This window comes from Paraburkholderia sp. RHO2 (genome assembly GCF_050955445.1).
GTDB classification, from domain to species: Bacteria; Actinomycetota; Actinomycetes; order Mycobacteriales; family Mycobacteriaceae; genus Prescottella; species Prescottella agglutinans_A.
The window spans coordinates 4,692,877-4,719,505 of record NZ_CP162617.1; the positions used below are offsets into that span (position 1 = coordinate 4,692,877).

Consider the following 26,629-nt stretch of genomic DNA (forward strand, 5'->3'; position numbering starts at 1 on the left):
CGTCACGCCTCGAAGGGGATCACGTTGCCCGCCGCGTCGCGGGCCCCGACGCCGGCTTCGATCGCCTCGGCGAGCTCGGTGACCGTCGCCCACGTGCGGGGCGGCTCGTCGTCGAGGTTGCCGATCGTGAACCAGGATTCGGTGTCGCGGTAGCGCACGAGACCTCGGCCCTCGGCGTCGAGGGTGACGTCGAGGGCTCCGGACACCGTCCCTTCCTCTTCGGTCATGACGGCGGCCGGCACGGGGATCGCGACGATGTCGTTTATCCGGCCCCTCCTTGACGGACACAGTCGTCGACGACAGTCCGCAGAGCGGCCTGCTCCGCGGAGTCGACGGCCAGCCCGTACTTTACCTTCACCTGGAGGTATCGATCGACGTATGTGCACCGGAACTTCCCGGGCGGCAGGTAGTTCGCCGCGTCCTGATCGCCCTTCGACCGGTTGGCCGACGGATCCGCGGCCACGAGATTGATCGCGTCGTTGGCGATGCGGCGGCGCGTGTCCTCGTCCAGCGCAGCGGCACCCGAGCGCCACGCCTCCGCCAATGCGACGATGTGCTCGGCGTCGACCGCCGACGACTCCGTCATCCACTTGTACGGCTTCAGTTCGCCGGTCTTGCGGTCCAGGAAGCCGTACTCGTCCTGCCAACCTCCACCGGAACCGACTGTGAGCGAACACGTTTTCGGATCCAACTGCACCGGGCCGACCGCGTCGCGCAGCATCATCACGTCGCGCGTCGTGCACCGCCCGTACTGCGCGAGCTCGGCGCCGAACCCGTGTTCGGGCTTGTTCAGATCCCAGTGCGGGAACTGCTCGCGGCTGTAGCCCGTCATCGGCAGCTCGGGCGCGACGGTCACCTGCGTGAGCAGGGCGTTGAGTTCACCCGCCGAGACCGTGGGCGGAGTGGAACCGGAATCCTGCCCGCCGTCGACCCCCAGCCACTCGTCGACGAGGACGTAACCGATCGCCATGATCACCGCGATACACACCGACCCGAACACCGCCAGAATCCGACGCACCGAACCCTCATCTCTCGCACATACGTTCGCAGCACGGAATACTATCCGGTCCGAAAAATCACCCTTCCGTGGGTTACCACACACCGGAATTCGGCCTCGCGGGTCCCGCTGCTCCGGACGTACAGTCCGACTCGGGCAGATCGTCCGACCGCCCGTGTGCCAGCGTCAGGAGTCCGATGTCCCCCGCCATGCAGTACGTGGCCCTCCCCGGAACGGACCTCGTCGTCTCCACGGTGTCCCTGGGCTGCAACAACTTCGGTTCACGGATCGACGCCGCGGAGTCCGACGCCGTCGTCGACGCCGCATTCGAGCAGGGCATCACGTTTTTCGACACGGCCGACGTCTACTCCGCCGGGGAGTCGGAGACGATCCTGGGCGCCGCCCTCGCGGGCCGCCGCGACCAGGCCGTCATCGCAACGAAGTTCGGCGCACCCATGAGCGAGACCGACCGCGGTTCGTCGCCCGACTACGTCCACCGCGCGTGCGAGGCCAGCCTGCGACGGCTCGGCGTCGACCACATCGACCTGTACTACCAGCACATGCCCGACCCGACCGTGCCGATCGACGACACGCTCGGTGCGCTCGGCGAACTGGTGCAGGCCGGCAAGGTGCGGTACGTCGCCTGCTCGAACAGTTCGGCGCAGCAGATCGAGCAAGCGGCCGGGACGGCGGGCGAGCGCGGGTTGCCGCGCTTCGTGGCCGCGCAGATCGAGTGGAATCTCCTCGAGCGCAAGGCCGAAGCCGAACTCGTGCCGGCGTGCGAGGAACTCGACCTCACGGTGATCCCCTACTACCCGCTGGCCGCGGGGCTGCTCACCGGCAAGTACCGCCGAAACTCCGCATTCCTCAAGGGCTCGCGCTTCGACAAGTCCGAGTACTTCGCGGCCACCGCCACCGACGAGGCCCTCACCCGCGTCGAGGACCTGCTGACGCTGGCGAGCAAGCTGGATCGTCGACTGTCCGAACTGGCCGTCGCCTGGCTCGACGCCAAGCCGCAGGTCGCGTCCGTCCTGATCGGCTCGGCGACACCCGCGCAGGTCGCCCGCAACACCACGCATCTACGTCGCCCCCTCGATGAGGACGAACTGGCGTTGGTCGACGACTTCCTCACCGGGTACTGACCGGCGAAGATACAGAAACGGTGGGCCCGCACGAGCGGGCCCACCGTTTCGCTCGAGTACGTCAGTCCTGCGCGAGCGGCGGAAGGGTGACGACCTGCCCGGCGTACGACAGCCCGGCGCCGAAGCCGACCAGCAGCGCCAGCTCGCCCGGCTTGGCCTTGCCCGTGCGGATCACTTCCTCCATCGCCAGGGGAATCGAGGCCGCCGACGTGTTGCCGGTCTCGGCGATGTCGTCGGACACCGGAACCGACTCGGGCAGCTTGATCTGACGGGCGATGACCTCGTTGATACGACCGTTCGCCTGGTGCGGGATGAACGCCCCCAGATCCTCGAGCGAGACACCGGCCCGCTCGACGGCCTGCATCGCGATCTTGCCGACCTCGAAGGCTGCCCAGCGGAAGACCGTCGTGCCCTCCATCTTGATCCACGGACGCTGCGCCGGGTTGTTCGCGAACTCGAGCCAGTCCGGCTCCTGTCGGATCGCATTGGCCTGAGAGCCGTCGGAGCCCCACACGACCGGTCCGATACCCGGCGTCCGGCTTGGGCCGACGACGACCGCGCCCGCGCCGTCACCGAAGATGAACCGCACGGTGCGGTCCGTCGGCTCGGTGCTGTCGCTCATCCGCTCGACGCCGACCACGAGGACGTAGTCCTCGGTCCCGACCCGGACCATGTCGGAGGCAACGGACAGCGCGTAGCAGAAGCCCGCGCAGCCGGCCGTCACGTCGAACGCGGCCGAACCGCCCGTGCCGAGCGCCTCGGCAACGAGGGAGGCACACTGCGGCGTCTGCGACGGGTAGGTGGAGGTCGCGACGACGACCGCACCGATCTGCTCGCCCGTCAGGCCGCTGGCCTCGAGCGCCTTGCGACCGGACGCGATGGCCATCGCGAGCACCGACTCGTCGTCATTGGCGAAGCGGCGGTTCTTGATGCCCGACCGCGTCTGGATCCACTCGTCGGTGGAGTCGATCGTCTGGCAGATCTCGTCGTTGCTCACGACCCGCTCCGGGCGGTAAACACCCAACCCGAGGATGGCGGACTGCCGGACCTCGGTGGAGTTCGAGATCTGCGCAACCATGTTTGCTCCTCTACTGACAAATCCAGGGGCTCACGCGGCCCCGCGTACCACGACACGGTACTTCCAGGCGTCGACCTGCACTGTCACTCGGGTATCCCGCACCCACGGTGAGCGGCGTGGGCGTCCGGCCAGATCCGGCGGCGCGCCCGACGCAATTCGCTCCGCCGCCGCACCCGTTTCAAATTCGGACAATTTCATGAATCATGCGATCGGCGATTGTGCCGATGCCGGAATCTTTGTCTCCGAATTCGATTCTCCTGCTAGCCTGTAACGCGCTCACACAACTAGCCAGACGGCCACGATCTGGACATAGCGCCAGGCAGGAGCCCCTTTCCAGCACGGATGGAGACATCGGTGAGGCTGAATCGAGTGCACTGCGCCATCGCATCATTGATATGCACGTCGGCGTCCTTCCTGGCGTTCTCCGCCCCCGCAGGCGCCGACCCGAATTCGGTCAATCCGATTCCCGTACTCAATGGCACGAACGGATTACCGGCCCTGCACGGACGAAGCCAGGCCGTTGCGCAGGCGACCGGACTGCTCAGCGCCAACCGCACCCAGGACTACAACGTGCTCGGCACCGATCTCGGCATCATGTGGGACAACGGCAACGGCCAGGTACTGACCGCGTTCGGCGACACCGCCGGACTGGGGATCCCCAACCTGCTGGTCGGCAGCCTGTGGTCGTGGCGCAGCAACATCCTGGTGCGCAGTTCCGACCGCAGCCTCGCCGACGGCATGACCTTCGACAGCACACCCCGCGACATCGTCGGCCAGTCCAAGGAACTGCTCCCCAGCCCGAAGATCCCGTTCGTCGAGATCAGCCGGATCCCGACCGCCGGCATCGCGGCCGACGGCGCCCAGTACATGAGCATGATGTCCGTCAAGGACTGGGGCGACCCGGGCAGGTGGGACACGAACTACTCCAGCCTGGCGTTCTCCACCGACAACGGCGAAAACTGGATCGAGGCCCCCGAGACCCGCCGCCCACCGGACGGCGGCAACCGCAACTTCCAGATGGGCGCCTTCGTCAAGGCGGACGGGTTCGTCTACCAGTACGGCACCCCCGCCGGTCGCGGCGGCCTGGTCTACCTCGCACGCGTCCCGGAGCAGAAGATCCGCGACCTCGGCGCGTACGAGTACTGGGACGGCGGTAAGTGGGTGCCGAAGAACCCGGACGTCGCGGCACCGATCGTCTTCGGCGGCGTCGGCGAGATCTCGGTGCAGTACAACGACTTCCTGGGCCAGTACCTCATGCTGACGACCGACAACCGCAACTCCGTCGTCATGCGGCGCGCGCCCACCCCCACCGGGCCGTGGGGCGCACCCGAGGTCCTCATCGACGGCAGCGAACTCCCCACCATGTACGGCGCGTACATGCATCCGTGGTCGTCCGGCCCCGACCTCTACTTCCTCACCACGGTGCACACCAACTACAACGTGCTGCTGATGCACACGACGCTGCAGCGCTGACACCCGCGCGGGACATTCCGCCGCACCCGGGGCGCCCCCTGCTACCGTCGCCCCAAGCAAATGATTGGTTTGGGCGATCGGGGAGATGACGTGGCACAGCAGAAGAGCACCGATCCGCGGGGCGAGATCCAGGACCTGCTGGCCCGCATCGCACAGCTCGCCGACGACGGCACCGTCGAGGAGTACCTCGAGCACTTCACCGCCGACGCGATCTGGGAGTCGCAGCCCAACCCCGTGACCGGGATGGCCGCCCAGATGCGTCAGGGCGTCGCACTGATCGAGGAGGGTGTGCGCGAACGCCGTGCCGCCGGCGTCCAGGGGCCGGGCACATCGAGCCGGCACGTCATCACGACCGTCGCGGTGTCGCTGGACTCGGAGACCGAGGCGTCGTCGACGGCGTACTGGCTGTTCTTCCGCGACACCGCCGCCGAGCCGCGGCTGGCCGGCGTGGGCCGCTACGACGACACTCACCGCTACGAGGACGGGCGCTGGAAGCTGGCGCACCGCCGTATCACCGTCGGCTGAGCCGACAATCCGACCCGGTCGGCTGAACCTCCCCGCGTTTTGCGCACTTTTCGGTGGGCGCGGGGCCCGCCGGACACCGATAAGTGCGCAAAACGCGGGAAAGGCGGCGGGGAAGGGCGCGGGATGCGACCCGGCTATACCGTCGCTTCCATGGATGCACAGGACTGGGACGACCGGTACGCACGGGCCGACATGGTGTGGGGCACGCCGCCGAATCCGGTGGTGGTCGAGTTCGCGACATCGCTGCCCGCGGGCCGGGCGCTGGACCTCGCGTGCGGTGAGGGCCGGCACGCGCTGTGGCTCGCGACGCGCGGGTGGCAGACCACCGGGGTGGACTTCTCCTCGGTCGCGATCGACAAGGCCCGTCGGGTCGCCGCGCAGGCACCGCGGAGGGTCCGCGAGCGCCTGACGTACGTCGTCGACGACGTCACGACGACCTCGGCACTGGACGATCCGGCCGGTTATGACCTGGTTCTCATGATCTTCGTGCACCTCGATCGAGCACAGCGCGGCGCGCTTGTGAGCCGAATCATGGACGCGCTGAAACCCGAGGGAACCCTCATGATCCTCGGCCACGACACGATCAACCTCGCAGAGGGTGTCGGCGGCCCGCCGGACGCCGAAATCCTTTACACGCCCGAGGATTTGAAGGACGATCTGAACGGACGCCTCAACGTGACGGTGGCCGAAAGACGCTATCGGGACGTCGAAGGCGGCACCGCGATCGACGCGCTCTTGGTCGCTCGCAGACCTGCCCTTGGCAGCTAACTTAATCACGAGTAACATCGGCTAAGTTACCGACGAGTAGCTACTTGGGCGGTACTCGACGGAAAGACAGACCGCACCACGCAGTGCCACTTCAGGGAGAGAACATGGGCCACTACAAGAGCAACGTCCGCGACCTCGAGTTCAACCTCTTCGAGGTCCTGGGTCTGGACAAGCCGCTGAGTGAGGGCGTGTGGGGTGACCTCGACGCCGACACCGTCAAGGACATGCTGTCCGAGGTCGCGCGTCTGGCCGAGGGCCCGCTCGGTGAGGCCTTCGCCGACGCCGACCGCAACCCGCCGGTGTTCGACCCCGAGAAGCACGAGGCGACGCTGCCGGAGTCCTTCAAGAAGTCGTTCAAGGCGATGTGGGACGCGGAGTGGTACCGGATGGGCCTGAGCGAGGAGATCGGCGGCGTTCCCGTCCCGCGTGCTCTCGTGTGGGCCATCGCCGAGATGCTGCTGGGCGCGCAGCCCGCCGCGTTCATGTACCAGGCCGGCCCGTCCTTCGCGAACGTGCTCTTCAACAACGGCACCGACGAGCAGAAGCAGTGGGCGGCAACCTGTGTCGAGCGCGGCTGGGGCGCCACCATGGTCCTCACCGAGCCGGACGCCGGCTCGGACGTGGGCGCCGGCCGCACCAAGGCCGTCCAGCAGGCCGACGGCACGTGGCACATCGAGGGCGTCAAGCGGTTCATCACGTCCGCGACTTCCGACGACCTGTTCGAGAACATCTTCCACCTGGTCCTCGCCCGCCCCGAGGGCGCCGGCCCGGGCACCAAGGGCCTGTCGCTGTTCTTCGTCCCGAAGTACCACTTCGACTTCGAGAAGAACGAACTCGGGGCGCGTAACGGTGCCTTTGTCACCAACGTCGAGCACAAGATGGGCCTCAAGGCGTCCGCGACGTGTGAGCTCACCTTCGGTGGCCACGGCGTCCCGGCCGTCGGCTGGCTGGTCGGCGAGGTCCACAACGGCATCGCGCAGATGTTCGACGTCATCGAGCACGCCCGCATGATGGTGGGCACCAAGGCCATCTCGACGCTGTCGACCGGCTACCTCAACGCTCTCGACTACGCCAAGCAGCGCGTCCAGGGCTCCGACCTGACACAGATGACGGACAAGACCGCGCCGCGCGTCACCATCACCCACCACCCCGACGTCCGCCGCAGCCTGGCCATGCAGAAGGCGTACGCCGAGGGCATGCGTGCGGTGTACCTGTACACCGCCGCGCACCAGGAGCCGGAGATGGCGCAGCTGGTGTCGGGCGCCGACGAGCAGCTGGCGCACCGCGTCAACGACCTGCTGCTGCCGATCGTCAAGGGTGTCGGCTCGGAGCGGGCCTACCAGTACCTGACCGAGAGCCTGCAGACCCTCGGCGGTTCGGGCTTCCTGCAGGACTACCCGATCGAGCAGTACATCCGCGACTCGAAGATCGACTCGCTGTACGAGGGCACCACCGCCATCCAGGCGCAGGACTTCTTCTTCCGCAAGATCGCCCGTGACCGCGGCGTCGCGCTGGCCCACGTGGCCGGCGAGATCAAGAAGTTCATCGACAGCGAGGACGGCGACGGTCGCCTCAAGACCGAGCGCGCGCTGCTCTCCACCGCACTCGAGGACGTCCAGGGCATGGCCGCGATCCTCACCGGTCACCTCATGGGCGCGCAGGAGCAGCCCACCGAGCTGTACAAGGTGGGTCTGGGTTCGGTCCGCTTCCTCATGTCGGTCGGCGACCTGCTCATCGGCTGGCAGCTGCTGCGCCAGTCCGAGATCGCGCTGAAGACGCTCGACGAGGGCGCCTCCGACAAGGACAAGCCGTTCTACGAGGGCAAGGTCGCGACCGCGTCGTTCTTCGCGAAGAACGTCCTGCCCGAGCTGACCGCGACCCGCAACATCCTGTCGCACCTCGACAACGACATCATGGAGCTGGACGAGGCCGCGTTCTGATCCGCTGAATCACGCAAGCGCCCGGCCGGGGAACCTTCCCCGGCCGGGCGCTTCCGTGTACGTCGAGATTCCGGCGGTGAGTCCGGCGCCGGGCCCCCGGTTGTGTTTGGCTTGAGGATGTCGATCCGTGCCGCCTGATCGAGGTTGGTGAGCCGCTGTGACCAGCATGGACGAACGAACCGGGCACTCCGGGCACTCCGGTACACCGCCGGCCGTCGTCGCGAGGGGACTGACCCGCAGCGGCCCGCTGGGGCCGGTGTTCGGGCCGGTGAATCTGCGCATCCCGTTCGGGGGCCTCGCGGTGATCCAGGGCTTCGCCGGATCGGGCCGGACGTCGCTCCTGCTGACGCTGGGCGGGCGGATGAGACCGTCGTCGGGGCAGCTGAGCGTGCTGGGGCGGACCGACCCGGCGGCCATCCGCGCCGTGTCCGCGATCGCCGGATTCGCGGGCATAGACAACATCTCGGAGTCGGTGACCGTGCGCGACCTTGTCACCGAGCAGATCCGCTGGGACGCAACGTGGTACCGGCTGATCCGGCGCGCCGGACAGCGTGAGCTCGAACAGGTGTGCGCGCCGGTGTTCGGGGACCGGCCGTTGCCGAAGCTCGGCGAGTACGTCAGCGAGCTCGGCGAACTCGACAACCTGCTGCTGCGGATCGCCGTCGCCGACACACAGGTTCCGCCGCTGCTCCTGGTCGACGACCTCGAACAGGTCCGGGAGGAACACCACCGGGCGCAGCTCGTCGAACATCTGGCGGCGCTCGGGGCGCGGCAGACGGTGATCGCGTCCGCCGTCAATCCGCTGCCACCGAATTCGCCCGCCCACGAATTCCATTCGCTGCCCGAAGCCGAGGTGTAGTCATGCTCGCAGGGATGTCGCTCGGGACCGAGCTCAAGCGGTTCTCGCGTGGGCTGATGCCGCGAGTCGCGCTGGTGACGATCGTGCTGATGCCGCTGCTGTACGGCGCGCTGTACCTGTGGGCGTTCTGGGATCCGTTCGCCGCGACAGGCAAGATCCCGGTGGCGCTCGTCGACAACGACCAGGGCACCGTCGTGGACGGCCGACCACTCGACGTCGGCGCACAGGTCGCGCAGGGGCTGAAGGCCTCCGGGGACCTCGACTTCCACGAGGTTACCGCGTACGAGGCGTCGACCGGTGTCGCGTCCGGGCGGTACTACTTCTCGGTGACGCTGCCCAGCGACTTCAGCCGGTCGGTGGCCTCCCCCACCGGATCCGAACCGCGGAAGGCGCGGATCATCTTCTCCTACAACGACGCCAACAACTACCTCGGCACCGTCATCGGGCAGAACGCCGCCCAGCAGATCCTCAATGTCGTGGGCGCACAGGTCGGCGAGCAGTCGGTGGACCAGGTGCTGGTCGGACTCGGCGCCGCCGGGGACGGGCTGCGCAAGGCCGCCGACGGCGCCGGGCAACTCGCGACGGGCGCGCAGGCCGCCGACGCGGGCGCGCAGCAACTCGCGGGGGGATCCCGCACCCTGGCCGACGGCCTGGCCACCGCCCACTCCGGCTCGACGGCGCTGGCGGACGGCACCGCCCAGCTGTCCGGGGGCATCGGCGCGGCCGCCGGCGGGGCGTCGGCGCTCGCCGGCGGGATGGACCAGCTCGCGGGTGCGACGACCGCACTCGGCGACGGCGCCGGACAGCTCAGCACGGGTGTGAACCAGCTCGTCGAGCGGGTGACGGGAGCCCTCGGACCCGCACTCGACGCCGCGACCCTCGACCAGCTCGGCCGGCTGCGGGACGGCGCCCAGCAGCTTGCGTTCCAGCTCGGCGACCCGTCGAGCCCCTACCGGTCGGGCATGGCACAGGCCGTCGCCGGTTCCGGACAACTGCGCGACGGGCTGACGCAGCTGCAGTCCGGCGGGCAGCAGGCCGCCGCCGGCGCGCGCGCCCTCGACGACGGCCTGGCGCAGTTGTCGAGCGGCGGTGAGACGTTGGCGCAGGGCGCGGGGCAACTCGCCGCCGGCACGACCCTGCTGAAGGACGGCTCCGGCGAGCTCGCGTCCCAGCTGAAGGAGGGCAGCGAGCAAGTCCCGCACTGGGATCCGCAGCAGCGCACCGCCGTCGCGCAGACCGTGTCCGCGCCGGTCGCGCTGGACCAGCACCACGACAACCGGGCCAAGACGTTCGGCACCGGATTCGCCCCGTTCTTCCTGCCGCTGGCGCTGTTCGTCGGAGGCATCATCACGTGGATGCTGTTGCGGCCCATCCAGAACAGGCCGATCTCGACCGGGCTCGGCGCGCTGCGGGTCGTGCTCGCGTCGTACTGGCCGGCGGCGCTGATCGCGATCGCGCAGGTGCTGGTGATGTACGTCGTGGTGCACTTCGGCGTCGGCCTGGTGCCGGTCCACGTGTTCGGGACGATCGCGTTCCTGGGTCTGGTCGGCCTCACCTACATGGCGCTGATCCAGGCCTTCAACGCGATCTTCGGGCCCGCCGTCGGGCGTGTCGTCACGCTCGCGTTCCTGATGCTGCAGCTGGTGTCGTCGGGCGGCATCTACCCCGTGGAGACCACGGCGAAACCGTTCCAGATCCTGCACCCGTTCGACCCGATGACCTATGCCGTCAACGGGTTACGCCAGCTCACCGTCGGCGGAATCGACTCCCGGCTGTGGGTGTCGATCGCCGTCCTGCTCGGCCTGCTGGCGGCGTCGCTGGCCGCGAGCGCGCTGTCGGTGCGGCGCGACCGGACGTGGACGCTGATGCGGCTGCACCCGCCGATCGAGGTGTGACGGCGTCAGCGCGTCGGGCTCGACGGCGGTGCGGGCGTCCCGTTCGACGGCGCCGGCTCGTTCGACACGCACTTCACGATCGGCACCGGGTCGTACTTCACCGTCCGGGTGTTGCGCGAGATCTCGCCGCCGCCGTTCGCGTCGGTGATGATCCGCGTGTCGCTGACCGTGAATCCCGGTGCGCCACCGGACGCCACGCAGTGCGGACCGGCCGGGAGCGTGATGGTGGTCGGTGACGTCTGGTTGGACCGGTTGCCCGTCACGGACTCCACGTCGACGGTCTTGGTGCCCCAGATCCGGACCGTGATGTTGGAACCGGTGCCGATCGTCTGGATCATGACGCCGGTCTTCGACGGGTTGCGAAACTTCAGGTCGATCGCCCCCTCGAACACCGTCGCCTCGCGTGCCGCCGGGTAGCGCGAGATGTAGTAGCTGTGCTCGGTGTGCTCGACGTCCTCCATACCCGCGAAGTACGTGGCGTTGTAGAGGGTGGTCGCGAGCTGGCTGATGCCACCGCCGACGGCCTTGTCGGGGCGTCCGTTGTTGATGATGCCGGACTCGACGTACCCCTCCGCCGCGCCGCGCGGACCGGTGTAACCGTTGAGCGAGAAGGTTTCTCCCGGTTTCACGATCGCACCGTCGATCTCGCTCGCGGCGAGCCGGATGTTGACGCCGGACGCGTACTCGAAACCGCCGGTGGTGTACTCGCCGATCACCTCACGGATCCCGAGCGCGTTCGCGCCCTCGGTCGTCAGTGTGGGCTCGGCGGGTTCGTAGACGGCCGGGGTGGTGCGCGCCCCGGACGCGGCGAGCAGCGCCGGCAGCGGCTCGAGCGTCTTGGGCCACTGCACCATGTCGCCCTTCACCGACGGGACCACCTTCGGCGAACCGCCCGCGAGGGAGATCTGCGCGTCCTTGGGCTTGATCTCGGTACTCGCCAGCTGCGGCGCCAGGATCGCGGTCGCCGCCTCGGTGTTGTACTGCGGCGACAGTCCGCCGCCGCCGTCGGGCACGAACGTCAGCACCTTGCCGACCTGATCGCGGGGCAGCGTCGCGGCCGCGCCGTCCTTGCCGGTCACCACGACGTCGGACGCGACCGCGGGAGTCGCGACATCGCGCACAGCCGCATCGACGCCGGCCTGCGTGACCGTGACGTCGACGGTGTCGACCGGCAGATCGACGGTGGTACCGAACGCCCACTCGTCGACGAACGTGTCCTTGGCCGCGTCCACCTCCAGGCTCTGCCCGGGCAGCGGCGCGACGGGGACCACCTGGATGCCCTCGAACACGACGTTGCCCTCACGCGGGGCGCGGTCGGTCTCCTGCTGGACGCCGGCCATCGCCGACGTCAGCGCGGCGTCGTCGACGGTGGACACCACGCCGATCTCCTGGGCGGTGAACAGCGACGCCAGGCGCGTGAACGGATTGATCGGCTGCTCGCCCGCCCGGTCGACGGTGGCGGCCCAGTCGATGCCGACCCCGGCCTGGGCGGGCACGATCGAGCTGTCGGTGTTGCCGGCCCGCACCGGCACCGGACGATCCGCCCGCGGACCCAGCTCGGCCCGCAGCGTCTCCTCCGCCGCCGCCGCGCTCTGGCCGCCGATCTCCACCCCCGCAACGGTGACGCCGCGCGGCACCCGATCGGCAGAGACCACCCAGTCGACCGCGTAGGCGATCACACCGACGGCGACGACACCGCCGGCCACGGCGGCGTACTTCACCCAACGACGGTTCGGCGCCGCCTGGGCCTGCTCCGGCCCGGGCTGCGGGACGGGCACCGGCTGCGCGGCGGACTCGGACTGCGGTTCGGGCAGGGGCTCGGGCGATGGCGCCGGTTCCGGTTCCGGTGCAGGTGCTGGTGCTGGTGCGGGTGCTGGTGCGGGTGCTGGTGCTGGTGCGGGATCCGGCTTCGCCGCGAACACCTCGGTGGGAGCATCGGAGGCGCCGTCGGCCATGGGAGGAACCGAAGGAACCGAAGGAGCCGATGGATCGGACGGGACCACCGGCATGATCTCGGTCGGATTCTCGTCCGGCTCCGGACCGTTCATGCGGTTTTCCTGGTCGTTGGCGCCGTCGCGCTCGTCGCTCATGAAGGGGGCTCCTGCCGAATCGACACCGTGCGGGGCCGTTGCGTTGCGTATTCGTTCCCGTTCAGGGTAGACGGGACGTTCGTAACGACCACTCGGGATTCCCGCCGGCGGCACCACACACCGCCGCGACGGACCCGCAAACGTGGAGCGGCCCCGTGTAGTTGCCAGGTCGGGGGTCAGGCAACAACACGGGGCCGACTGGGATATCGCCCCTCCGCGAGAGGCGTTACATCACCGATTGCCGGACGGCCGGATTTGTCCGTTCCGTCCCGGCCGTCAGACCTCGACGATCGCGGTGACGCCCTGGCCGCCGGCCGCGCAGATCGAGATCAGACCGCGGCCCGAACCCTTCTCTGCCAGCATCTTCGCGAGCGACGCCACGATCCGGCCGCCGGTGGCCGCGAACGGGTGGCCGGCCGCGAGCGACGAGCCGTTGACGTTGAGCTTGGACCGGTCGATACTCCCCAGCGCTCCGTCCAGGCCCAGGCGCTCCTTGCAGTACTCGTCGGACTCGAACGCCTGCAGCGTCGCCAGGACCACCGACGCGAACGCCTCGTGGATCTCGTAGAAATCGAAGTCCTGCAGCGTCAGACTGTTGCGGGCCAGCAGGCGCGGGATCGCGTACGTCGGGGCCATCAGCAGACCGTCACCGCCGTGGACGTAGTCGACGGCCGCGGTCTCGGAGTCCACCAGGTGCGCGAGGACCGGCAGATTGCGCTCGGCCGCCCACTCGTCGGTCGACAGCAGCACCGCGGACGCGCCGTCGGTGAGCGGGGTGGAGTTACCCGCGGTCATCGTCGCCTCGCCCAGCTTGTTGCCGAACACCGGCTTGAGCTTCGCGAGCTTCTCGACCGACGAATCGGGACGCAGGTTGTCGTCGCGGGTGAGGCCCAGGAACGGGGTGACCAGGTCGTCGAAGAAGCCGCGATCGTAGGCGGCGGCCATGTTGCGATGGCTCGCCGCGGCCAGCTCGTCCTGGTCCTCCCGGCGGACGCCGAACTCCTTCGCGGTGATGGCCGCGTGCTCGCCCATCGACAGCCCGGTACGGGGCTCGCCGTTGCGCGGGATCTCGATGCCGAGCATCGACGGACGCACCTGGCCGAGCAGCTTGACGCGGTCGGCGGTGGAGCGCGCGCGGTTCATCGACAGCAGGAACTCGCGCAGCTCGTTGTTGACGCCGATCGGGGCGTCGGACGTGGTGTCGACGCCGCCGCCGACACCCGCGTCGATGCGACCGGACGCGATGGCGTCACCGACCGCGACGATCGACTGCAGGCCGGTGCCGCACGCCTGCTGCAGGTCGTACGCCGGCGTGTAGGCGCTGAGCGCGCTGCCGAGTACGCACTCGCGCATGAGGTTGAAGTCACGGCTGTGCTTGAGCACCGCACCGCCGACCACCATGCCGAGCCGCTCGCCCTGCAGGCCGAAGCGGCTCACCAGACCGTCGAGCGTCGCGGTGAACATGTCCTGGTTGGAGGCACGCGCGTACGCGCGGTCCGAGCGTGCGAACGGAATGCGGTTGCCGCCCACGATGGCGACGGGGCGAAGCTGCCGGCCGCCGGACTGCTCTGCGGGTGCCGGCTTGGGGCTGCGGTTACTGGCTCTGCTGGTCACGTCGGTCTCCATGAGAAGTGGCGGGGTGGGCGATCGGCTTCTGCGCGCGGCAGTGTCATTCACACTCGACATTGAACTTACTCCAGAGTAAGTTCAATGTCGATACCGCACCTGGCGTAGCGGGTGCCCGATCAGCGACAAAACAACCAGACAAAGAAGGTGGACCCGTGGCAGCCAGCAAGGGCGCTCCCGACCTCTACTCACAGTTCCTCTCGTCCGCGCCGGGCGCATTCATCGCCAAGCAGGCCGGGTTGCCGCAGCCGGAGAAGCTGCGCCGCTACAAGGCCGGCGAACCGCCACTGGCCGGCCCGATCCTCATCGGCGGCAAGGGCCGCCTGGTCGAGCCGATCCGGGAACTGCTGTCGGACTACCCGGCCGCGCAGCCGCACGACGACCGCTACGGCGCGCTCGTGTTCGACGCGACCGGGATCGGCCAGGTCACCGAACTGGTCCAGCTGTTCGAGTTCTTCCAGCCCGTCATCCGCAACCTCGCCTCGTGCGCCCGCGTGGTCGTGCTCGGCACCACCCCCGAGCTCACGTCCAGCGTCGACGAGCAGATCGCCCAGCGCGCGCTCGAGGGCTTCACCCGCAGCGTCGGCAAGGAGATCAAGCGCGGCTCGACGGCACAGCTGGTCTACGTCTCCCCCGACGCCGCCCCGGGCCTGTCCGGCCTCGAGTCGACGCTGCGCTTCCTGCTGTCGGCCAAGTCCGCGTTCGTCGACGGTCAGGTCATCCGCGTCGGCGCCGACGGCTCCGTCGCCCCCGCCAGCTGGGACCGCCCGCTCGAGGGCAAGGTCGCCGTCGTCACCGGCGCCGCCCGCGGCATCGGCGCCACCATCGCCGAGGTGCTCTCCCGCGACGGCGCGCACGTCGTGTGCGCCGACATCCCGGCCGCCGGGCAGGCGCTGTCCGAGACCGCGAACAAGGTCGGCGGCACGTCGCTGGCCCTCGACGTCACCGCGTCCGACGCGGCCGACAAGCTCGCCGAGCACCTCACCGAGCGGCACGGCGGCGTCGACATCATCGTCCACAACGCCGGCATCACCCGCGACAAGACGCTCGCGAACATGGACGAGGCCCGCTGGAACAGCGTCCTCGGCGTCAACCTCCTTGCGCCGCAGAAGATCACCGAGGCACTGGTCGCCAAGGGCGTGCTGCGCGAGGGCGGCCGCGTGATCGACGTGTCGTCCATCGCCGGCATCGCCGGCAACCGCGGCCAGACCAACTACGGCACCTCGAAGGCCGGCGTCATCGGGCTGGTTCAGGCCACCGCGCCGGTCCTGGCCGAGAAGAAGATCACCATCAACGCCGTCGCCCCCGGGTTCATCGAGACCGCGATGACCGCGGCCATCCCGTTCGCGACCCGCGAGGCCGGACGCCGCATGAGCTCGCTGCTGCAGGGCGGTCAGACGGTGGACGTCGCCGAACTGGTGTCGTACTTCGCGAGCCCCGCATCCAACGCCGTGACCGGTCAGATCGTCCGGGTGTGCGGCCAGTCCCTGTTGGGCGCGTGATGACCGGCCGCAAGGGCACGCTCGTCCAGCTGCGCGAGCAGCCCGGCACCCTCGACAACTACGCGCGCGCCGCGCTCGGCGTGCTGCCGTTCGCCAAGCCGTCCGGCCGCCGGAGCCTTCCGAAGGAGACCCTGGCGCTGTCCGGCCTGCGCGTCGACCACGACAACCTGGCCGCGTACGCCAAGGTGTGCGGGCTGCGCTTCGGCGACACACTGCCGGTCACGTACCCGTTCACCCTCGTGTTCCCGACCGTGATGCGTCTGCTCACCTCGCGCGAATTCCCTTTCCCGGCAATCGGTTCGGTGCACACCGACAACGTGATCGAGCAGCTGCGCCCGATCTCGGTGAGCGAGCCGCTGGACCTGAAGGTCCACGCCGGTAACCTGCGCCCGCACGCCAAGGGCACACAGGTGGACTTCGTCAGCGAGGTCTCGGTGGGCCGCGAACTCGTCTGGCGTCAGGTCAGCTCGTTCCTCAAGATGCACCCGACGGGCGCGCCGAAGGAGCCCAAGGCCGCGTTCGAGGAGGAGGTGCCGCCGCCGCCCACCCGCACCCTGCGGGTGGACCAGAAGATCATCAGCCGGTACGCGGCGGTGTCGGGCGACCGCAACCCGATCCACGTCTCGTCGCTCGGCGCCAAGGCATTCGGGTTCCCCGGCGCGATCGCGCACGGCATGTGGAGCGCCGCGGCGGTGCTCGCACCCCTCGAGGGACGCCTGCCGGGATCGGTCACGTACAGCGTGCGGTTCGGCAAGCCGATCGTGCTGCCGGCGACGGTGAACCTGTACGCCGACCGGACCCCGGACGGATGGGATCTGGCGCTGAAGAATCCGAAGAAGGGCTACCCGCACCTCACCGCGACGGTGCGGTAAGTGCGGCTCGGGGCGCGGCGGGCGAGCCCACCCGCCGCGTCCCCGCGTCAGCTCTCGTGCGCCGCCAGTTGCTGCCGCAGACGGGCATTCTCGGTTTCGAGTTCCGACTTGGCCGCCTCGAGTTCGAGGATCTGCCGGATGCCCGTGAGATTGACGCCGGCCGCGACCAGTTCCGACACCCGCGACAGCCGGTAGAGGTCTTCCTCGCTGTAGCGCCGCGTGCCGCCGCCCGTGCGCGACGGGGTGATGAGGCCTCGGCGCTCGTAGAGTCGCAGAGTCTGCGGACCTATCCCGGTCAGTTCGGACGTGACCGAGATTCCGTAGACTCCGCGGGTGGAGCGGGGCGGAGACTGTTGCGTCATCATGGCCTTCATATCGCGTCGAGTTCGGTCGCGTGGGGATACGCGCAGACCACTCGCCCCCACCTGCCGCCGTTACGGGCGGCTTCTCGCGAGCATCTGCCGATGCCTCACCGTATCACCGACACCACATCGAATGTGTGCCGGGAGACGAAGATTCCCTGAATACCCGCCGGTCGGCGGAGGACCGATCGTCAGACGTCCCCGGGCGAACTCAGTTCGCCCAGTTTCAGATCCGCCTCGATCCAGTTCCCGGTACGCCCGAGTTCGACCATCGCCAGATCGAACGCGTCGACGAGCCACTCGTGCTCGGCCGTGACGAGCACCTCGGGTTCCGCGTCGGCCGAGTCCTGATAGAAGCGCACCACCCAGTGCGAAGCGGTGGTCGCGGCGCCCGACAGGCCGTCGACGGCGTGATCGGTCGCCAACAGGTAGCGGTTGTATTCGAAGTCCACGCGGATCGCGTAGCCGACGCCGGTGTTCACCACGTTCGCGGGACGGTGGGTCGCCGTGGCGAGCACCGTCAGGGCGTCCGCGTAGCGGTCGGCGTATTCGCGGGTACGTGGCACTGCAGGTCACCTCTGTCCGGGTAGCCGCCACAGGGGTTGCGGCGGCGGGAACACGGGGCGCCGACCCCGGGCACGAGTTCGACGCCATCGCATTCCCACCGCAAACGTTACGCGGCGCACCCGCCGACACGGACCGATCGGGCATTCCTCATCACGCCGTCCGACCAGCGAAGGAGCCCTAGTTCCGTCCGTGAGCGAATTTATCTGCTTCCTCGGATATAGATTTTGTTGTACGGTGCAGTTGTCAAAACTTCCCGATGCAAGAGAAGAAGAGTGAGACGGAGGAGTCAGGCCCGCCTTGCGGCGACGGCCCGGCCCACTCCACCCACCGGTCTTCCGAGCTCGAGCGGTGACCCGACAGGTGTCACCGACTGCGGGTGGGCCGTATCAGAGAAGAAAGGATGACCACACGTGAGTGCGCACCTTGCGGTCGACACCGGCCGCGACGCGGCTGTGACATGGTCGCTCAGCACCGAGGAACTCAAACACCGACTCGACCGGATGTACGCCGGCATATCGGACACACGATCAGCCGATCCCGAACCCAGCGGCGTCTGACGCGTCGGCGCGTGCGCCCCGGAGGGCGCCCCGACGAAATCGACAGCCCACGGACATTCACCAGGAGCATTCGATGACCGAGATCCGACCGACCCTCGCACCCCTGGCCGACACCTGGGAATGGCAGCAGCAGGGCCACTGCCAGGGCATGGACGAATCGATCTTCTTTCCCCCCACCGGCGAACGTGGCAACGCCCGGATGATGCGCGAACGGCGCGCCAAGGCGATCTGCGCGTCGTGCCCGGTGCGGACCACCTGCCTCGAGCATTCCCTCGCCGTGCCGGAACCGTTCGGCGTGTGGGGCGGCATCGGCGAGTCCGAGCGCGCGAACATGCTGCGCGGCCGCCGCGGCCGCCAGCGTCGCGCAGCCTGAGCGAACGCGGAGGCCCGGACGGTGACCGTCCGGGCCTCCGCGTCGCTACGCCGTCGTGCCGACTACTTCTTCTTGCCGCCCGCCAGACCCCGCCACGCGAGCTTGTCGAGCAGCTCCACGGCCGCGTCGACGTCGATCTCGCCGCCGGCGACCCGATCCGCTACAGCCTCGCCGGCGCCCACCAGCGCCACCGCCATGATCGAGAAGTCGGTACCAGGTTCCGGTTCCTTGGTGCTCGACTCGAGCAGCTTGGCGGTCAGCTCGATCAGCCGGTCCCGGCTGCTGCCGACCTGCGACGCGAACGCCTGCTGGCCGATCGCCTGCCGATACAGCACCATCCACGAACTGCGGTTCTGGTCGACGAAGCCGAGGAACCCGGTGAGCGCCGCACGCAACTGATCGCGCGGCGGCAGAGTGGGATCACCCGCGGGCGAGATGGCCTCCACGAAGCGCAGCCCCTCGCGGTGAATACACGCCGCGAACAACTCGTCCTTGGAGCCGTAGTACAGGTACAGCATCGGCTTGGAGATGTTCGCCCTCGCCGCGATCGCGTCCATGGAGGCGTCGTGGAACCCGTTGTCGGAGAAGACCTCGACAGCGGCGTCGAGCATCTGCTGTTCGCGCACGGCCCTGGGCAGCCGCTTGGTGCCACCAGCCATAATTCCTCCAACCGCGGGTAAGACTCGTCATCTTACTCGAAGGTAAGAAGGTCAGCGTTCGATGACCATTGTGACCTAGACCCTTCTCAGCAGGTCACAGCCCCCTTCGCGCGCGCCACCGTCAGGACCGACTGGTCGACCTGCGAGGCCGGCAGCCGGCCCGCCGCGACCGCGTCCTCCAGGTGGTCGAGCACGCGCGGGACGTCGTCGGTGGTGAGCCACAGCGCCACCGTCACCCCGGACGTGAGCGCCTGCTCGACGGCCTCCGCGATGTCGAACCGGTCCGTGATCGCCTTCATCCCGCTCAGGTCGTCGGTGAAGATCGGGCCCGTGAACGGCGGCGCGCCGTAGCCGGTGCCCTCCCGCAGCAGCGACACGGCCTGCGGGCTCAGGCTGGCCGGCAGGTTGTCCGTCGTCAGACCGGGAACGCTGAGGTGTCCGAGCATCACCCCGACACCGGTGTCCACCAGCTCCCGGTACGGCACCAGGTCGGTCGTCTGCAGTTGGTCCAGCGGCGGCGTCGTGACCGCACCGGTGTGCGAGTCGCCCGACGCCGAACCGTGGCCCGGGAAGTGCTTGAGCACCGGCATGATTCCGGCATCGCGCATGCCGCGGGCGTACGCGTCCGCGTAGGTCGTCACCACCTGCGGGTCGTCGGAGAAGGACCGGTCGCCGATCACCGACTCGTCCGGCTGGCTGCTCACGTCGACGTCGGGCGCGAAATTGACGGTGATGCCGAGCTTGCGCAGCTGGCGTCCCCGGTCGCGGGCCATCTCGTACGTCTGCTCGGGTGTCATGGTCTGCGCGACCCGACGCGCCGACGGATCCGGCCCGTACAGCTCATCGACGCGCGAGACCCGCCCGCCCTCCTCGTCGATCGTCACCATCAGGGGCACCGAACTGGCCTCCGCGGCCTGGTCGATGCCGCCGTCGGTGAGCATCGCATCGTCGGTCCAGCTGCCGATGAAGATGCCGCCGATCTGCTCGGACTGCACGACGTCGAGCGCGTCCTGGGTGCCGGTGACCCCGACCGTGAGCAGCTGCGCGAGCTTCTGCCGCTCGGTGAGCGAATCCAGGAAGGCCGGCCCGCACACCGCCGAGCCGAACGGCGACGGCGCCTTGGGGGCGCTCGATGTCTTCGACACCGGCTGCGACGTCGACGGCGAGGCCGGGGACTCCGTCGTGGGCGTCTCGGTGCCGTCCCCGGACGAACAGCCGACGGCCAGACCGGCGCACAACGCGACGGCCAACGCATGTCGAATTCGCATATATCCGACGGTAGTCGACATCCGATCGCACCATTTTCCGAGCCGAGCGGAGCAGGTAATGGCAAGGTAATCTCAAGTACGGAAAGCCGAAGACCGCCACCGCCGGTCAACCCGGATTTCAGGAGGTCACAGTGCCTGCAGATCTCATGCTCATCGCCTACGACGGCTCCGACAACGCCAAGCGCGCGATCGAATACGCCGGCCGGTTCCTCGCCGCGAATCGCGCGGTGGTGGCCACCGCGTGGGAGCCGATGGTCCGGCAGGCCGCCCGGATGTCGGGGCTGTCCGGCGTGATGCAGCCCGAGTGGGTTCCCGACGAGGCGTCCGAGGACATCGCGCTGACCGATGCGAAAACCACCAATGACGAGGGCGTCGACCTCGCCCTGGCCGCGGGGCTCAACGCCGAGGGCCGGTGCTGCGAGTCCGCGACCGCGATCTGGGCGACCATCGTCGAGTGCGCGGACGAACTGGACGCCGACATCATCGTCACCGGCACCCGCGGCACCACGGGGCTGCGGTCGCTGCTGCAGTCCAGCGTCGCCGACCACGTGCTGCGGCACAGTCACCGCCCGGTCCTGATCGTCCCGCCGGGCAAGTAGCGGCTCGCACCTCGAGGCGGCCGTCCCCGGTGTCCCGACTATCGTCGGCAGCACCATGGACGGCTTCCTGCTCTCGCGCCCCGATCGCTCTCTCCACACCACCGGCGCGCGGGATCGATTCGACAACGCGACGGCGGCGACCGACGCGCTGTCGGCCGGACAGACAGAACTGATCGTCGGCGCGCTGCCGTTCGATCCGGCCGCCCCGGCCGCGCTCACCGCACCCGAGACCGTGTCGTGGACGCCCGGCCCGTGGCGCCCGGGCGCCGTGGCCGACCTGCCCGACGTCCGGATCGATCGCGAAATCCCCAGTGCGAAAGAACACGTCGAGCGGGTACGCAGCCTGGTGGAGCGACTGGAACACGGCGGGCTCGACAAGGTCGTCGCCGCACGCGCGGTGCGGCTGGTCGCCGACACCCCGATCTCGCCCGAAGCGCTGGCCGCGCGCATGATCGTGCGGCACGAGGCCGCCAACGGGTTCGCCGTCGACCTGACCGCCGCCGGGGACGGCTACGTCGGGCACACCCTGGTCGGCGCCAGCCCGGAGATCCTGCTGAGCCGACGCGGCACCACGGTCACCTGTCGTCCGCTGGCCGGGTCCGCGCCGCGCCGCACCAACCCGGACGCCGACCGCGCCGAAGGCGACCGTCTGCTGGCGTCGGCGAAGAACCTCGCCGAGCACGCGTTCGTCGTCGACTGGATCCGCGACGTCCTGGCGCCGCTGTGCACCGACCTGGACGTGCCGCCGACGCCGCAGCTGACCCGGACCGGCGAGCTGTGGCACCTGGCCAGCCCCATCCGCGGCGAACTGCGCCACACGTCGCTGAGTTCGCTCGCGCTGGCGACCCGCCTGCACCCGACCCCGGCCGTGTGCGGCACCCCCACCGACCGCGCGCTCGCCACGATCCGCGAGATCGAGGGCGACCGCCGCTTCTACGGCGGCGCCGTCGGCTGGAGCGACGCCGCCGGCGACGGCGACTGGGTGGTCGCGATCCGCTGCGCCGAGATCGACGCCGACGGCACCACCGCGCTGGCGTGGGCGGGCGGCGGCATCGTGGCGGCGTCGGACCCCGCCGCGGAACTGGACGAGACGACCACGAAACTCGGCACCCTGCTCGGGGCACTCGGCGTGGACTCGCCCGCCGACCATCCGGCAGGTGATACCTTGGCCCGGATATCGGGTACGCGCGAGTAGGACGGCGTACCGGCGACTCAGACCATGGGAGACCCGAGATGGCGAAGTTCCTTGTCCCCGGCATTGCCAGCGCTGTGATCGGTGCGGTCGTCGGTGCCGGTGCCGTGCTCGGTGTCACCGCCGCCGCCCAGGACAACACGCTTCCCGACATCGACCGCACCGGAAACGCCCCCTCCTCGATCCTGAACCAGGTTGAGTACGGCAGCCGCTGAGCCCGCCCGTATCGCGCGTTCTCGCACCTCCCCCTCGTCCGGCGGCCCCGCCGGTGAGGGGCCTTCCGCCGAACCGTCGACCGAACCACTGACCCGGCGCTGGCTGATCGGCGCCGGGTTCGTCGCGTTGATCCTGTGCCTGGTGCAGTCGCCGGGCAAGATCGTCGCCGACACCAAATACGACCTCACCGAGAACCCGATCGGGTTTCTCTCCCGCGCCGCCCACCAGTGGAGCAGCATCGCGCCGCTGGGCCAGGTGCAGAACCAGGCCTACGGCTACTTCTTCCCGCACGGCGCGGTCTTCGCGTTCGGGGAACTGCTGCACGTCCCGCCGTGGATCACCCAGCGCCTGTGGTGGGCGCTGCTGATCGTCGCCGGATTCTGGGGCGTCATCCGCGTCGCCGAGGCGCTCGGCATCGGCAGCCGCGGCTCCCGGATCATCGCGGCGGTCGCATTCGCGCTCTCGCCGCGCGTGCTCACCACGATCGGCTCGATCTCGTCCGAGTCGCTGCCGATGATGCTGGCGCCGTGGGTGCTGCTGCCGGTGATCCTGGCGACTTCGTCGCCCGTGCGCCTTTCCGGTGGGCCGGGCTACCAGAAAGGCGCACGGGTGCTCGCCGCGCAGTCGGCGCTGGCCGTCGCGCTGATGGGCGCCGTCAACGCCGTCGCCACCGCCGCCGCGTGCCTCGTCGCCGGCCTGTGGTGGATCGCCCACCGACCCAACCGGCGCTGGTGGGTGTTCACCGCGTGGTGGATCCCGTGCCTGCTGCTCGCGACGCTGTGGTGGATCGTCCCGCTGCTGCTGCTCGGCCGGGTGAGCCCGCCGTTCCTCGACTTCATCGAGTCGTCCGGCGTGACGACCCAGTGGACGTCGCTGACCGAGGTGCTGCGCGGCACCGACAGCTGGACACCCTTCGTCTCCCCCGAACGGGTGGCCGGCACCGTGCTCGTCACCCAGCCCGTCGCCGTCGTCGCGACCGGGCTGATCGCCGCAGCCGGGCTGGCCGGGCTGTGCATGCGGAAGATGCCCGCGAAGGGCCGGCTCACCCTGATCCTGATGGTCGGCATCGCCGGTCTCGGCGCCGGCTACATCGGCGAACTGGGATCCCCGATCGCCGAACAGGTTCGCGCGTTCCTCGACGGCACCGGTGCGCCGCTGCGCAACGTCCACAAGCTCGAACCGCTGGTCCGACTGCCGCTGGTCCTCGGACTGGCGCACCTGCTCGCGAAGGTGCCGCTGCCCGGTTCGGTGCCGCTGCGGCGCTGGCGGGGCGCGTTCGCGCACCCGGAGCGCGAGCCGATGGTCGCGGTCACCACGCTGCTGCTGGTCGCCCTCACCCTCACGACGTCCCTCGCGTGGTCCGGCCGGCTCGCCCCGCGCGGCGCCTACGACGAGGTCCCGTCGTACTGGCACGACACGGCGCAGTGGCTGGCCGACAACGCCGCCGGATCGGGCACCGGCGCGGACGCCGAACGCGCGCTGGTGGTGCCCGGGGCCCCCTTCGGCGCCCAGGTGTGGGGCTTGACCCGCGACGAGCCGCTGCAGGCCCTGGCCTCCACGCCGTGGGCGGTGCGCGACGCCGTCCCCCTCGTCCCGCCCGGCGCGATCCGCGCGCTCGACTCGGTGCAGCGCCTCATCTCCGACGGTCGCCCGTCCGCGGGCCTCGCCGACACCCTGCTCGGGCAGGGCATCCGCTACGTCGTCGTGCGCAACGATCTCGACCCGGACACGTCGCGGTCGGCGCGGCCGATCCTGGTGCACCAGAGTGTCGACGGCTCGCCCGGGTTCTCCAAGGTGGCGCAGTTCGGCGAGGACATCGCCCCGCAGGTCGCCGAGAACGTGGTGGTGGACGGCGACCTGCGCCCGGCCTATCCGGCGATCGAGATCTACCGGGTGACCTCGCCGAGCGGTGCGACGCCGCCCGCGGGGCCGTACTCCGTGGACCTGGACACGGTGCCAGTCGTGCAGGGCGGCCCCGAGTCGCTGCAGCGGCTCGCCGAGAGCGGCACCGTCACCGGCCCCGCGCTGCTCGCGTCCGACGCGACCCGGGCCGGGATCGACGTCGGCTCGGTCACCGTCACCGACACCCCCACCGACCGGGAGACCGACTTCGGTCAGGTCGACAACCACAACTCCGCGCTGCGCAGCCCCGACGACCCGCGCCGCACCTACAACGCGGTCCCCGACTACCCGGTGCCGGACGCCCCACTGGTCGAGGGCGAGTGGTCCGGCGCGTCGATCACCGTCTCCAGTTCGGCCTCGGACGCCACCCAGCTCGGCGGGACCGCGCCGGGCAGCGGACCGGCCGCAACCGTCGACGGCGACCCCGCGACCGCATGGCTCAGCAACGGGCTCGAGACGGCGCGCGGGCAGTGGCTGCGCCTGGACCTCGACACCCCCGTCACCCGCGGCATGCTGCATCTCACGACCAGTCCCGCCGCGTTCGGCCCGCCCGTGAAGTGGCTGCGCATCGAGACGCCCAACGGCTCGACGTCGGTGAGGATCGACAAGCCCGGCGAGCCGGTCGACGTGTCGCTGCCGTCCGGCACCACCCCGTGGCTGCGGATCCTCGCGACCCACACCGAGGACGGTTCACCCGGCTTCCAGTTCGGGATCAGCGAACTGTCGGTCGACGACCACTCGTCGGGCAGCCCGGTGCCCGTGCCGATCGTGCACCGCACCGTCCTGCCCCCGACCCCCGACGGCGCGCAAGTGCGCGGCTGGGATCTGGGTCAGGAGTTGCCCGGACGCTCGGGCTGCGCCGACGGCCCGGACCGCGTGCACTGCAGCAGCGCGCTGATCCTGCCGCCCGAGGAGCCGGGCACCTTCACCCGGACGCTGTCCGTGCCCGACGCGACCGCCGTCACCCCGCAGCTGACGCTGCGGCCCCGTCCCGGCGCGGCCCTCGACGCCCTCGTCGCCGACCCGGCGGCGGTCACCGCCCAGGGCGGGTCGGACGGCGTGGACCTGCGGGGCACCGCGAACGCCGCCGTGGACGGGGACGTCGCGACGTCGTGGACGGCGCCGGCGGAGACGGCACAGGGCAAGGGCGGGATGCCGACCCTGACGATCAAGCTTCCGCAGCGGACGCTGGTCACCGGCCTGCAGTTGACGCCCAGCCCCGGGAACCTGCCCGCCGCGCCGACCCGCGTCGCGGTCAACCTCGGCAACGGGCCGCAGACCCGCGACCTCGACGACTCCGACGACGGGGCCCGCACGCCGCAGACGATCTCCCTCGAACCGCACGTCACCGACACCATCGTCGTGTCGCTGGTGAGGTGGACCGACGTCCTCGACCGGACCGGGCTCGGCTTCCTGCAACTGCAGCCGGCGGGCCTGTCGGAGGTCGTCGCGCTCGGGGCGGACGGCAAGCCCGTGCCCGGCACCGCGACCGGGCCGTCCGAGCGCACCGTGACGGTGGGCTGCGACGCCGGACCCACCATCGTGGTCGGCGGAACGACGGTGCGGACGTCGATCTCCGCGACCGCCGAGCAACTGGCGTCCGGGCAGCCGGTGACCGCGACCCCGTGCACGCCGGACGCCGTCCCGCTCGCCGCCGGTCGTCAGGACGTCGTCGTCGCGCCCGGTGCCGCGTTCACCGTCGACGGACTGCAGCTGAACGCGACGCCCGCCCCCACGGCCACCCCGCCGGTCTCCCCCGCCATCGGACGCTGGACCGAGAACCTGCGGGAACTCGACGTGACAGCGTCCGGTGCCGACCGGTTGCTGGTGGTGCCCGAGAGCACCAACGTCGGGTGGGTCGCGACCGCGTCGGACGGCACGGAACTGCAGCCCGTCGTGGTCGGCGGGTGGCAGCAGGGCTGGATCGTGCCCGCCGACACCAGCGGCACCGTCACGCTCACGTTCCCGTCGGATCGCTGGTATCGCGCCGGCTTGGCGTTCGGGCTGCTGCTGTTGATTCCACTCGCGCTGCTGGCCCTGGTCCCCGGTCGGCGCGCCCCAGCACTCGGAGCCGCACCGCGCCCGTACCGCAGCGTCGTGGCCGCCGCCCTCGGGGTGACGGCCGTCGCGACCGTGGTCGCCGGGGCGGTGGGCACGCTCGTCACGG

23 protein-coding genes and 1 pseudogene are annotated in these 26,629 nt (G+C 69.8%); 15 read left to right on the forward strand and 9 right to left on the reverse strand.

Annotated features, from left to right (window positions below):
• Nucleotides 1-2: 2 nt before the first annotated feature.
• Nucleotides 3-227: a hypothetical protein gene (locus tag ABTV10_RS21865; RefSeq protein WP_499030363.1), complete on the reverse strand. Its 225-nt coding sequence runs from the start codon at nt 225-227 to the stop codon at nt 3-5.
• A 35-nt stretch (nt 228-262) separates the two neighbouring features.
• Nucleotides 263-1,018: an HNH endonuclease family protein gene (locus tag ABTV10_RS21870; RefSeq protein ID WP_499030366.1), complete on the reverse strand. Its 756-nt coding sequence runs from the start codon at nt 1,016-1,018 to the stop codon at nt 263-265.
• Nucleotides 1,019-1,194: 176 nt separating this feature from the next.
• On the opposite strand from ABTV10_RS21870, the gene ABTV10_RS21875 reads away from it, so the two are divergent.
• A complete protein-coding gene (locus ABTV10_RS21875) occupies nt 1,195-2,139 on the forward strand; it encodes an aldo/keto reductase (protein WP_499030368.1) in 945 nt (314 codons plus the stop codon).
• A gap of 61 nt (nt 2,140-2,200) precedes the next feature.
• Here the strand turns inward: ABTV10_RS21875 and ABTV10_RS21880 are convergent, their stop codons facing one another.
• On the reverse strand, nt 2,201-3,217 hold the full coding sequence (locus ABTV10_RS21880; protein WP_499030371.1) for a beta-ketoacyl-ACP synthase III: 1,017 nt from the start codon (nt 3,215-3,217) through the stop codon (nt 2,201-2,203).
• 354 nt (nt 3,218-3,571) lie between these two features.
• Between ABTV10_RS21880 and ABTV10_RS21885 the strand changes: the two genes are divergently transcribed.
• The 6 genes from ABTV10_RS21885 (at nt 3,572) to ABTV10_RS21910 (ending at nt 10,677) form a co-directional block, all read left to right on the forward strand.
• Nucleotides 3,572-4,690 carry a glycoside hydrolase family 183 protein gene (locus ABTV10_RS21885; RefSeq protein WP_499030374.1) on the forward strand — a complete coding sequence of 373 codons (1,119 nt, stop codon included), beginning with the start codon at nt 3,572-3,574 and terminating at the stop codon, nt 4,688-4,690.
• A 90-nt stretch (nt 4,691-4,780) separates the two neighbouring features.
• Nucleotides 4,781-5,215: a nuclear transport factor 2 family protein gene (locus tag ABTV10_RS21890; RefSeq protein ID WP_499030377.1), complete on the forward strand. Its 435-nt coding sequence runs from the start codon at nt 4,781-4,783 to the stop codon at nt 5,213-5,215.
• Nucleotides 5,216-5,365: 150 nt separating this feature from the next.
• Nucleotides 5,366-5,983, forward strand: coding sequence for a class I SAM-dependent methyltransferase (locus ABTV10_RS21895; RefSeq protein WP_499030379.1), 618 nt, complete (start codon nt 5,366-5,368; stop codon nt 5,981-5,983).
• 104 nt (nt 5,984-6,087) lie between these two features.
• Nucleotides 6,088-7,923 carry an acyl-CoA dehydrogenase gene (locus ABTV10_RS21900; protein WP_499030381.1) on the forward strand — a complete coding sequence of 612 codons (1,836 nt, stop codon included), beginning with the start codon at nt 6,088-6,090 and terminating at the stop codon, nt 7,921-7,923.
• 166 nt (nt 7,924-8,089) lie between these two features.
• Complete coding sequence (locus ABTV10_RS21905; RefSeq protein WP_499030383.1) at nt 8,090-8,782, forward strand: hypothetical protein; 693 nt, start codon at nt 8,090-8,092, stop codon at nt 8,780-8,782.
• Between the two features lie 2 nt (nt 8,783-8,784).
• Complete coding sequence (locus tag ABTV10_RS21910) at nt 8,785-10,677, forward strand: YhgE/Pip family protein (protein WP_499030385.1); 1,893 nt, start codon at nt 8,785-8,787, stop codon at nt 10,675-10,677.
• A gap of 5 nt (nt 10,678-10,682) precedes the next feature.
• Here ABTV10_RS21910 and ABTV10_RS21915 read toward each other — a convergent pair whose 3' ends face one another.
• Together ABTV10_RS21915 and ABTV10_RS21920 are read right to left on the reverse strand one after the other, a co-directional pair.
• Nucleotides 10,683-12,767, reverse strand: a complete 2,085-nt coding sequence (locus ABTV10_RS21915; RefSeq protein WP_499030387.1) for a VanW family protein — start codon at nt 12,765-12,767, stop codon at nt 10,683-10,685.
• A gap of 276 nt (nt 12,768-13,043) precedes the next feature.
• Entirely contained in the window at nt 13,044-14,381 is a 1,338-nt protein-coding gene (locus ABTV10_RS21920) for an acetyl-CoA C-acetyltransferase (protein WP_499030389.1), read from the reverse strand.
• 167 nt (nt 14,382-14,548) lie between these two features.
• Between ABTV10_RS21920 and ABTV10_RS21925 the strand changes: the two genes are divergently transcribed.
• A complete protein-coding gene (locus ABTV10_RS21925; RefSeq protein WP_499030391.1) occupies nt 14,549-15,895 on the forward strand; it encodes a 3-oxoacyl-ACP reductase in 1,347 nt (448 codons plus the stop codon).
• A complete protein-coding gene (locus tag ABTV10_RS21930) occupies nt 15,895-16,767 on the forward strand; it encodes a MaoC/PaaZ C-terminal domain-containing protein (RefSeq protein WP_499030393.1) in 873 nt (290 codons plus the stop codon). The genes ABTV10_RS21925 and ABTV10_RS21930 overlap by 1 nt, the downstream gene beginning before the upstream one ends.
• Nucleotides 16,768-16,814: 47 nt before the next feature.
• Here ABTV10_RS21930 and ABTV10_RS21935 read toward each other — a convergent pair whose 3' ends face one another.
• The gene (locus ABTV10_RS21935) at nt 16,815-17,132 is read right to left on the reverse strand and encodes a MerR family transcriptional regulator (protein ID WP_499030395.1); all 318 of its coding nucleotides are present in this window, start codon (nt 17,130-17,132) and stop codon (nt 16,815-16,817) included.
• Nucleotides 17,133-17,320: 188 nt separating this feature from the next.
• A complete protein-coding gene (locus tag ABTV10_RS21940) occupies nt 17,321-17,695 on the reverse strand; it encodes a hypothetical protein (RefSeq protein ID WP_499030397.1) in 375 nt (124 codons plus the stop codon).
• A gap of 411 nt (nt 17,696-18,106) precedes the next feature.
• Here ABTV10_RS21940 and ABTV10_RS21945 point away from each other — a divergent pair, with 411 nt between their 5' ends.
• On the forward strand, nt 18,107-18,253 hold the full coding sequence (locus tag ABTV10_RS21945) for a hypothetical protein (RefSeq protein WP_499030399.1): 147 nt from the start codon (nt 18,107-18,109) through the stop codon (nt 18,251-18,253).
• Between the two features lie 73 nt (nt 18,254-18,326).
• Nucleotides 18,327-18,626, forward strand: coding sequence for a WhiB family transcriptional regulator (locus ABTV10_RS21950; protein ID WP_433607517.1), 300 nt, complete (start codon nt 18,327-18,329; stop codon nt 18,624-18,626).
• Between the two features lie 62 nt (nt 18,627-18,688).
• Here the strand turns inward: ABTV10_RS21950 and ABTV10_RS21955 are convergent, their stop codons facing one another.
• Nucleotides 18,689-19,285 carry a TetR/AcrR family transcriptional regulator gene (locus ABTV10_RS21955; protein WP_433607519.1) on the reverse strand — a complete coding sequence of 199 codons (597 nt, stop codon included), beginning with the start codon at nt 19,283-19,285 and terminating at the stop codon, nt 18,689-18,691.
• Nucleotides 19,286-19,371: 86 nt separating this feature from the next.
• Nucleotides 19,372-20,553: a glycoside hydrolase family 3 N-terminal domain-containing protein gene (locus ABTV10_RS21960; RefSeq protein WP_499030402.1), complete on the reverse strand. Its 1,182-nt coding sequence runs from the start codon at nt 20,551-20,553 to the stop codon at nt 19,372-19,374.
• A gap of 131 nt (nt 20,554-20,684) precedes the next feature.
• Between ABTV10_RS21960 and ABTV10_RS21965 the strand changes: the two genes are divergently transcribed.
• The 4 genes and pseudogenes from ABTV10_RS21965 to ABTV10_RS21980 form a co-directional block, all read left to right on the forward strand.
• On the forward strand, nt 20,685-21,152 hold the full coding sequence (locus ABTV10_RS21965; RefSeq protein ID WP_499030405.1) for a universal stress protein: 468 nt from the start codon (nt 20,685-20,687) through the stop codon (nt 21,150-21,152).
• Between the two features lie 55 nt (nt 21,153-21,207).
• Nucleotides 21,208-22,347: an isochorismate synthase gene (locus tag ABTV10_RS21970; protein ID WP_499030407.1), complete on the forward strand. Its 1,140-nt coding sequence runs from the start codon at nt 21,208-21,210 to the stop codon at nt 22,345-22,347.
• 38 nt (nt 22,348-22,385) lie between these two features.
• On the forward strand, nt 22,386-22,559 hold the full coding sequence (locus ABTV10_RS21975; RefSeq protein ID WP_499030409.1) for a DUF2613 domain-containing protein: 174 nt from the start codon (nt 22,386-22,388) through the stop codon (nt 22,557-22,559).
• Nucleotides 22,560-22,686: 127 nt separating this feature from the next.
• Nucleotides 22,687-25,932: pseudogene (locus ABTV10_RS21980) on the forward strand (alpha-(1->3)-arabinofuranosyltransferase domain-containing protein); the annotation flags it as partial.
• Nucleotides 25,933-26,629: the final 697 nt, after the last annotated feature.

What these genes read in the sequence shown, in the direction of transcription:
- ABTV10_RS21900 (WP_499030381.1), top strand. Translation starts at nt 6,088, where the DNA reads ATGGGCCACTACAAGAGCAACGTCCGCGACCTCGAGTTCAACCTCTTC.
- ABTV10_RS21970 (WP_499030407.1), top strand. Translation starts at nt 21,208, where the DNA reads ATGGACGGCTTCCTGCTCTCGCGCCCCGATCGCTCTCTCCACACCACC.
- ABTV10_RS21865 (WP_499030363.1), bottom strand. Translation starts at nt 227, where the DNA reads ATGACCGAAGAGGAAGGGACGGTGTCCGGAGCCCTCGACGTCACCCTC.
- ABTV10_RS21930 (WP_499030393.1), top strand. Translation starts at nt 15,895, where the DNA reads ATGACCGGCCGCAAGGGCACGCTCGTCCAGCTGCGCGAGCAGCCCGGC.
- ABTV10_RS21935 (WP_499030395.1), bottom strand. Translation starts at nt 17,132, where the DNA reads ATGATGACGCAACAGTCTCCGCCCCGCTCCACCCGCGGAGTCTACGGA.
- ABTV10_RS21955 (WP_433607519.1), bottom strand. Translation starts at nt 19,285, where the DNA reads ATGGCTGGTGGCACCAAGCGGCTGCCCAGGGCCGTGCGCGAACAGCAG.
- ABTV10_RS21975 (WP_499030409.1), top strand. Translation starts at nt 22,386, where the DNA reads ATGGCGAAGTTCCTTGTCCCCGGCATTGCCAGCGCTGTGATCGGTGCG.
- ABTV10_RS21875 (WP_499030368.1), top strand. Translation starts at nt 1,195, where the DNA reads ATGTCCCCCGCCATGCAGTACGTGGCCCTCCCCGGAACGGACCTCGTC.
- ABTV10_RS21910 (WP_499030385.1), top strand. Translation starts at nt 8,785, where the DNA reads ATGCTCGCAGGGATGTCGCTCGGGACCGAGCTCAAGCGGTTCTCGCGT.
- ABTV10_RS21880 (WP_499030371.1), bottom strand. Translation starts at nt 3,217, where the DNA reads ATGGTTGCGCAGATCTCGAACTCCACCGAGGTCCGGCAGTCCGCCATC.
- ABTV10_RS21960 (WP_499030402.1), bottom strand. Translation starts at nt 20,553, where the DNA reads ATGCGAATTCGACATGCGTTGGCCGTCGCGTTGTGCGCCGGTCTGGCC.
- ABTV10_RS21905 (WP_499030383.1), top strand. Translation starts at nt 8,090, where the DNA reads ATGGACGAACGAACCGGGCACTCCGGGCACTCCGGTACACCGCCGGCC.
- ABTV10_RS21915 (WP_499030387.1), bottom strand. Translation starts at nt 12,767, where the DNA reads ATGAGCGACGAGCGCGACGGCGCCAACGACCAGGAAAACCGCATGAAC.
- ABTV10_RS21895 (WP_499030379.1), top strand. Translation starts at nt 5,366, where the DNA reads ATGGATGCACAGGACTGGGACGACCGGTACGCACGGGCCGACATGGTG.
- ABTV10_RS21950 (WP_433607517.1), top strand. Translation starts at nt 18,327, where the DNA reads ATGACCGAGATCCGACCGACCCTCGCACCCCTGGCCGACACCTGGGAA.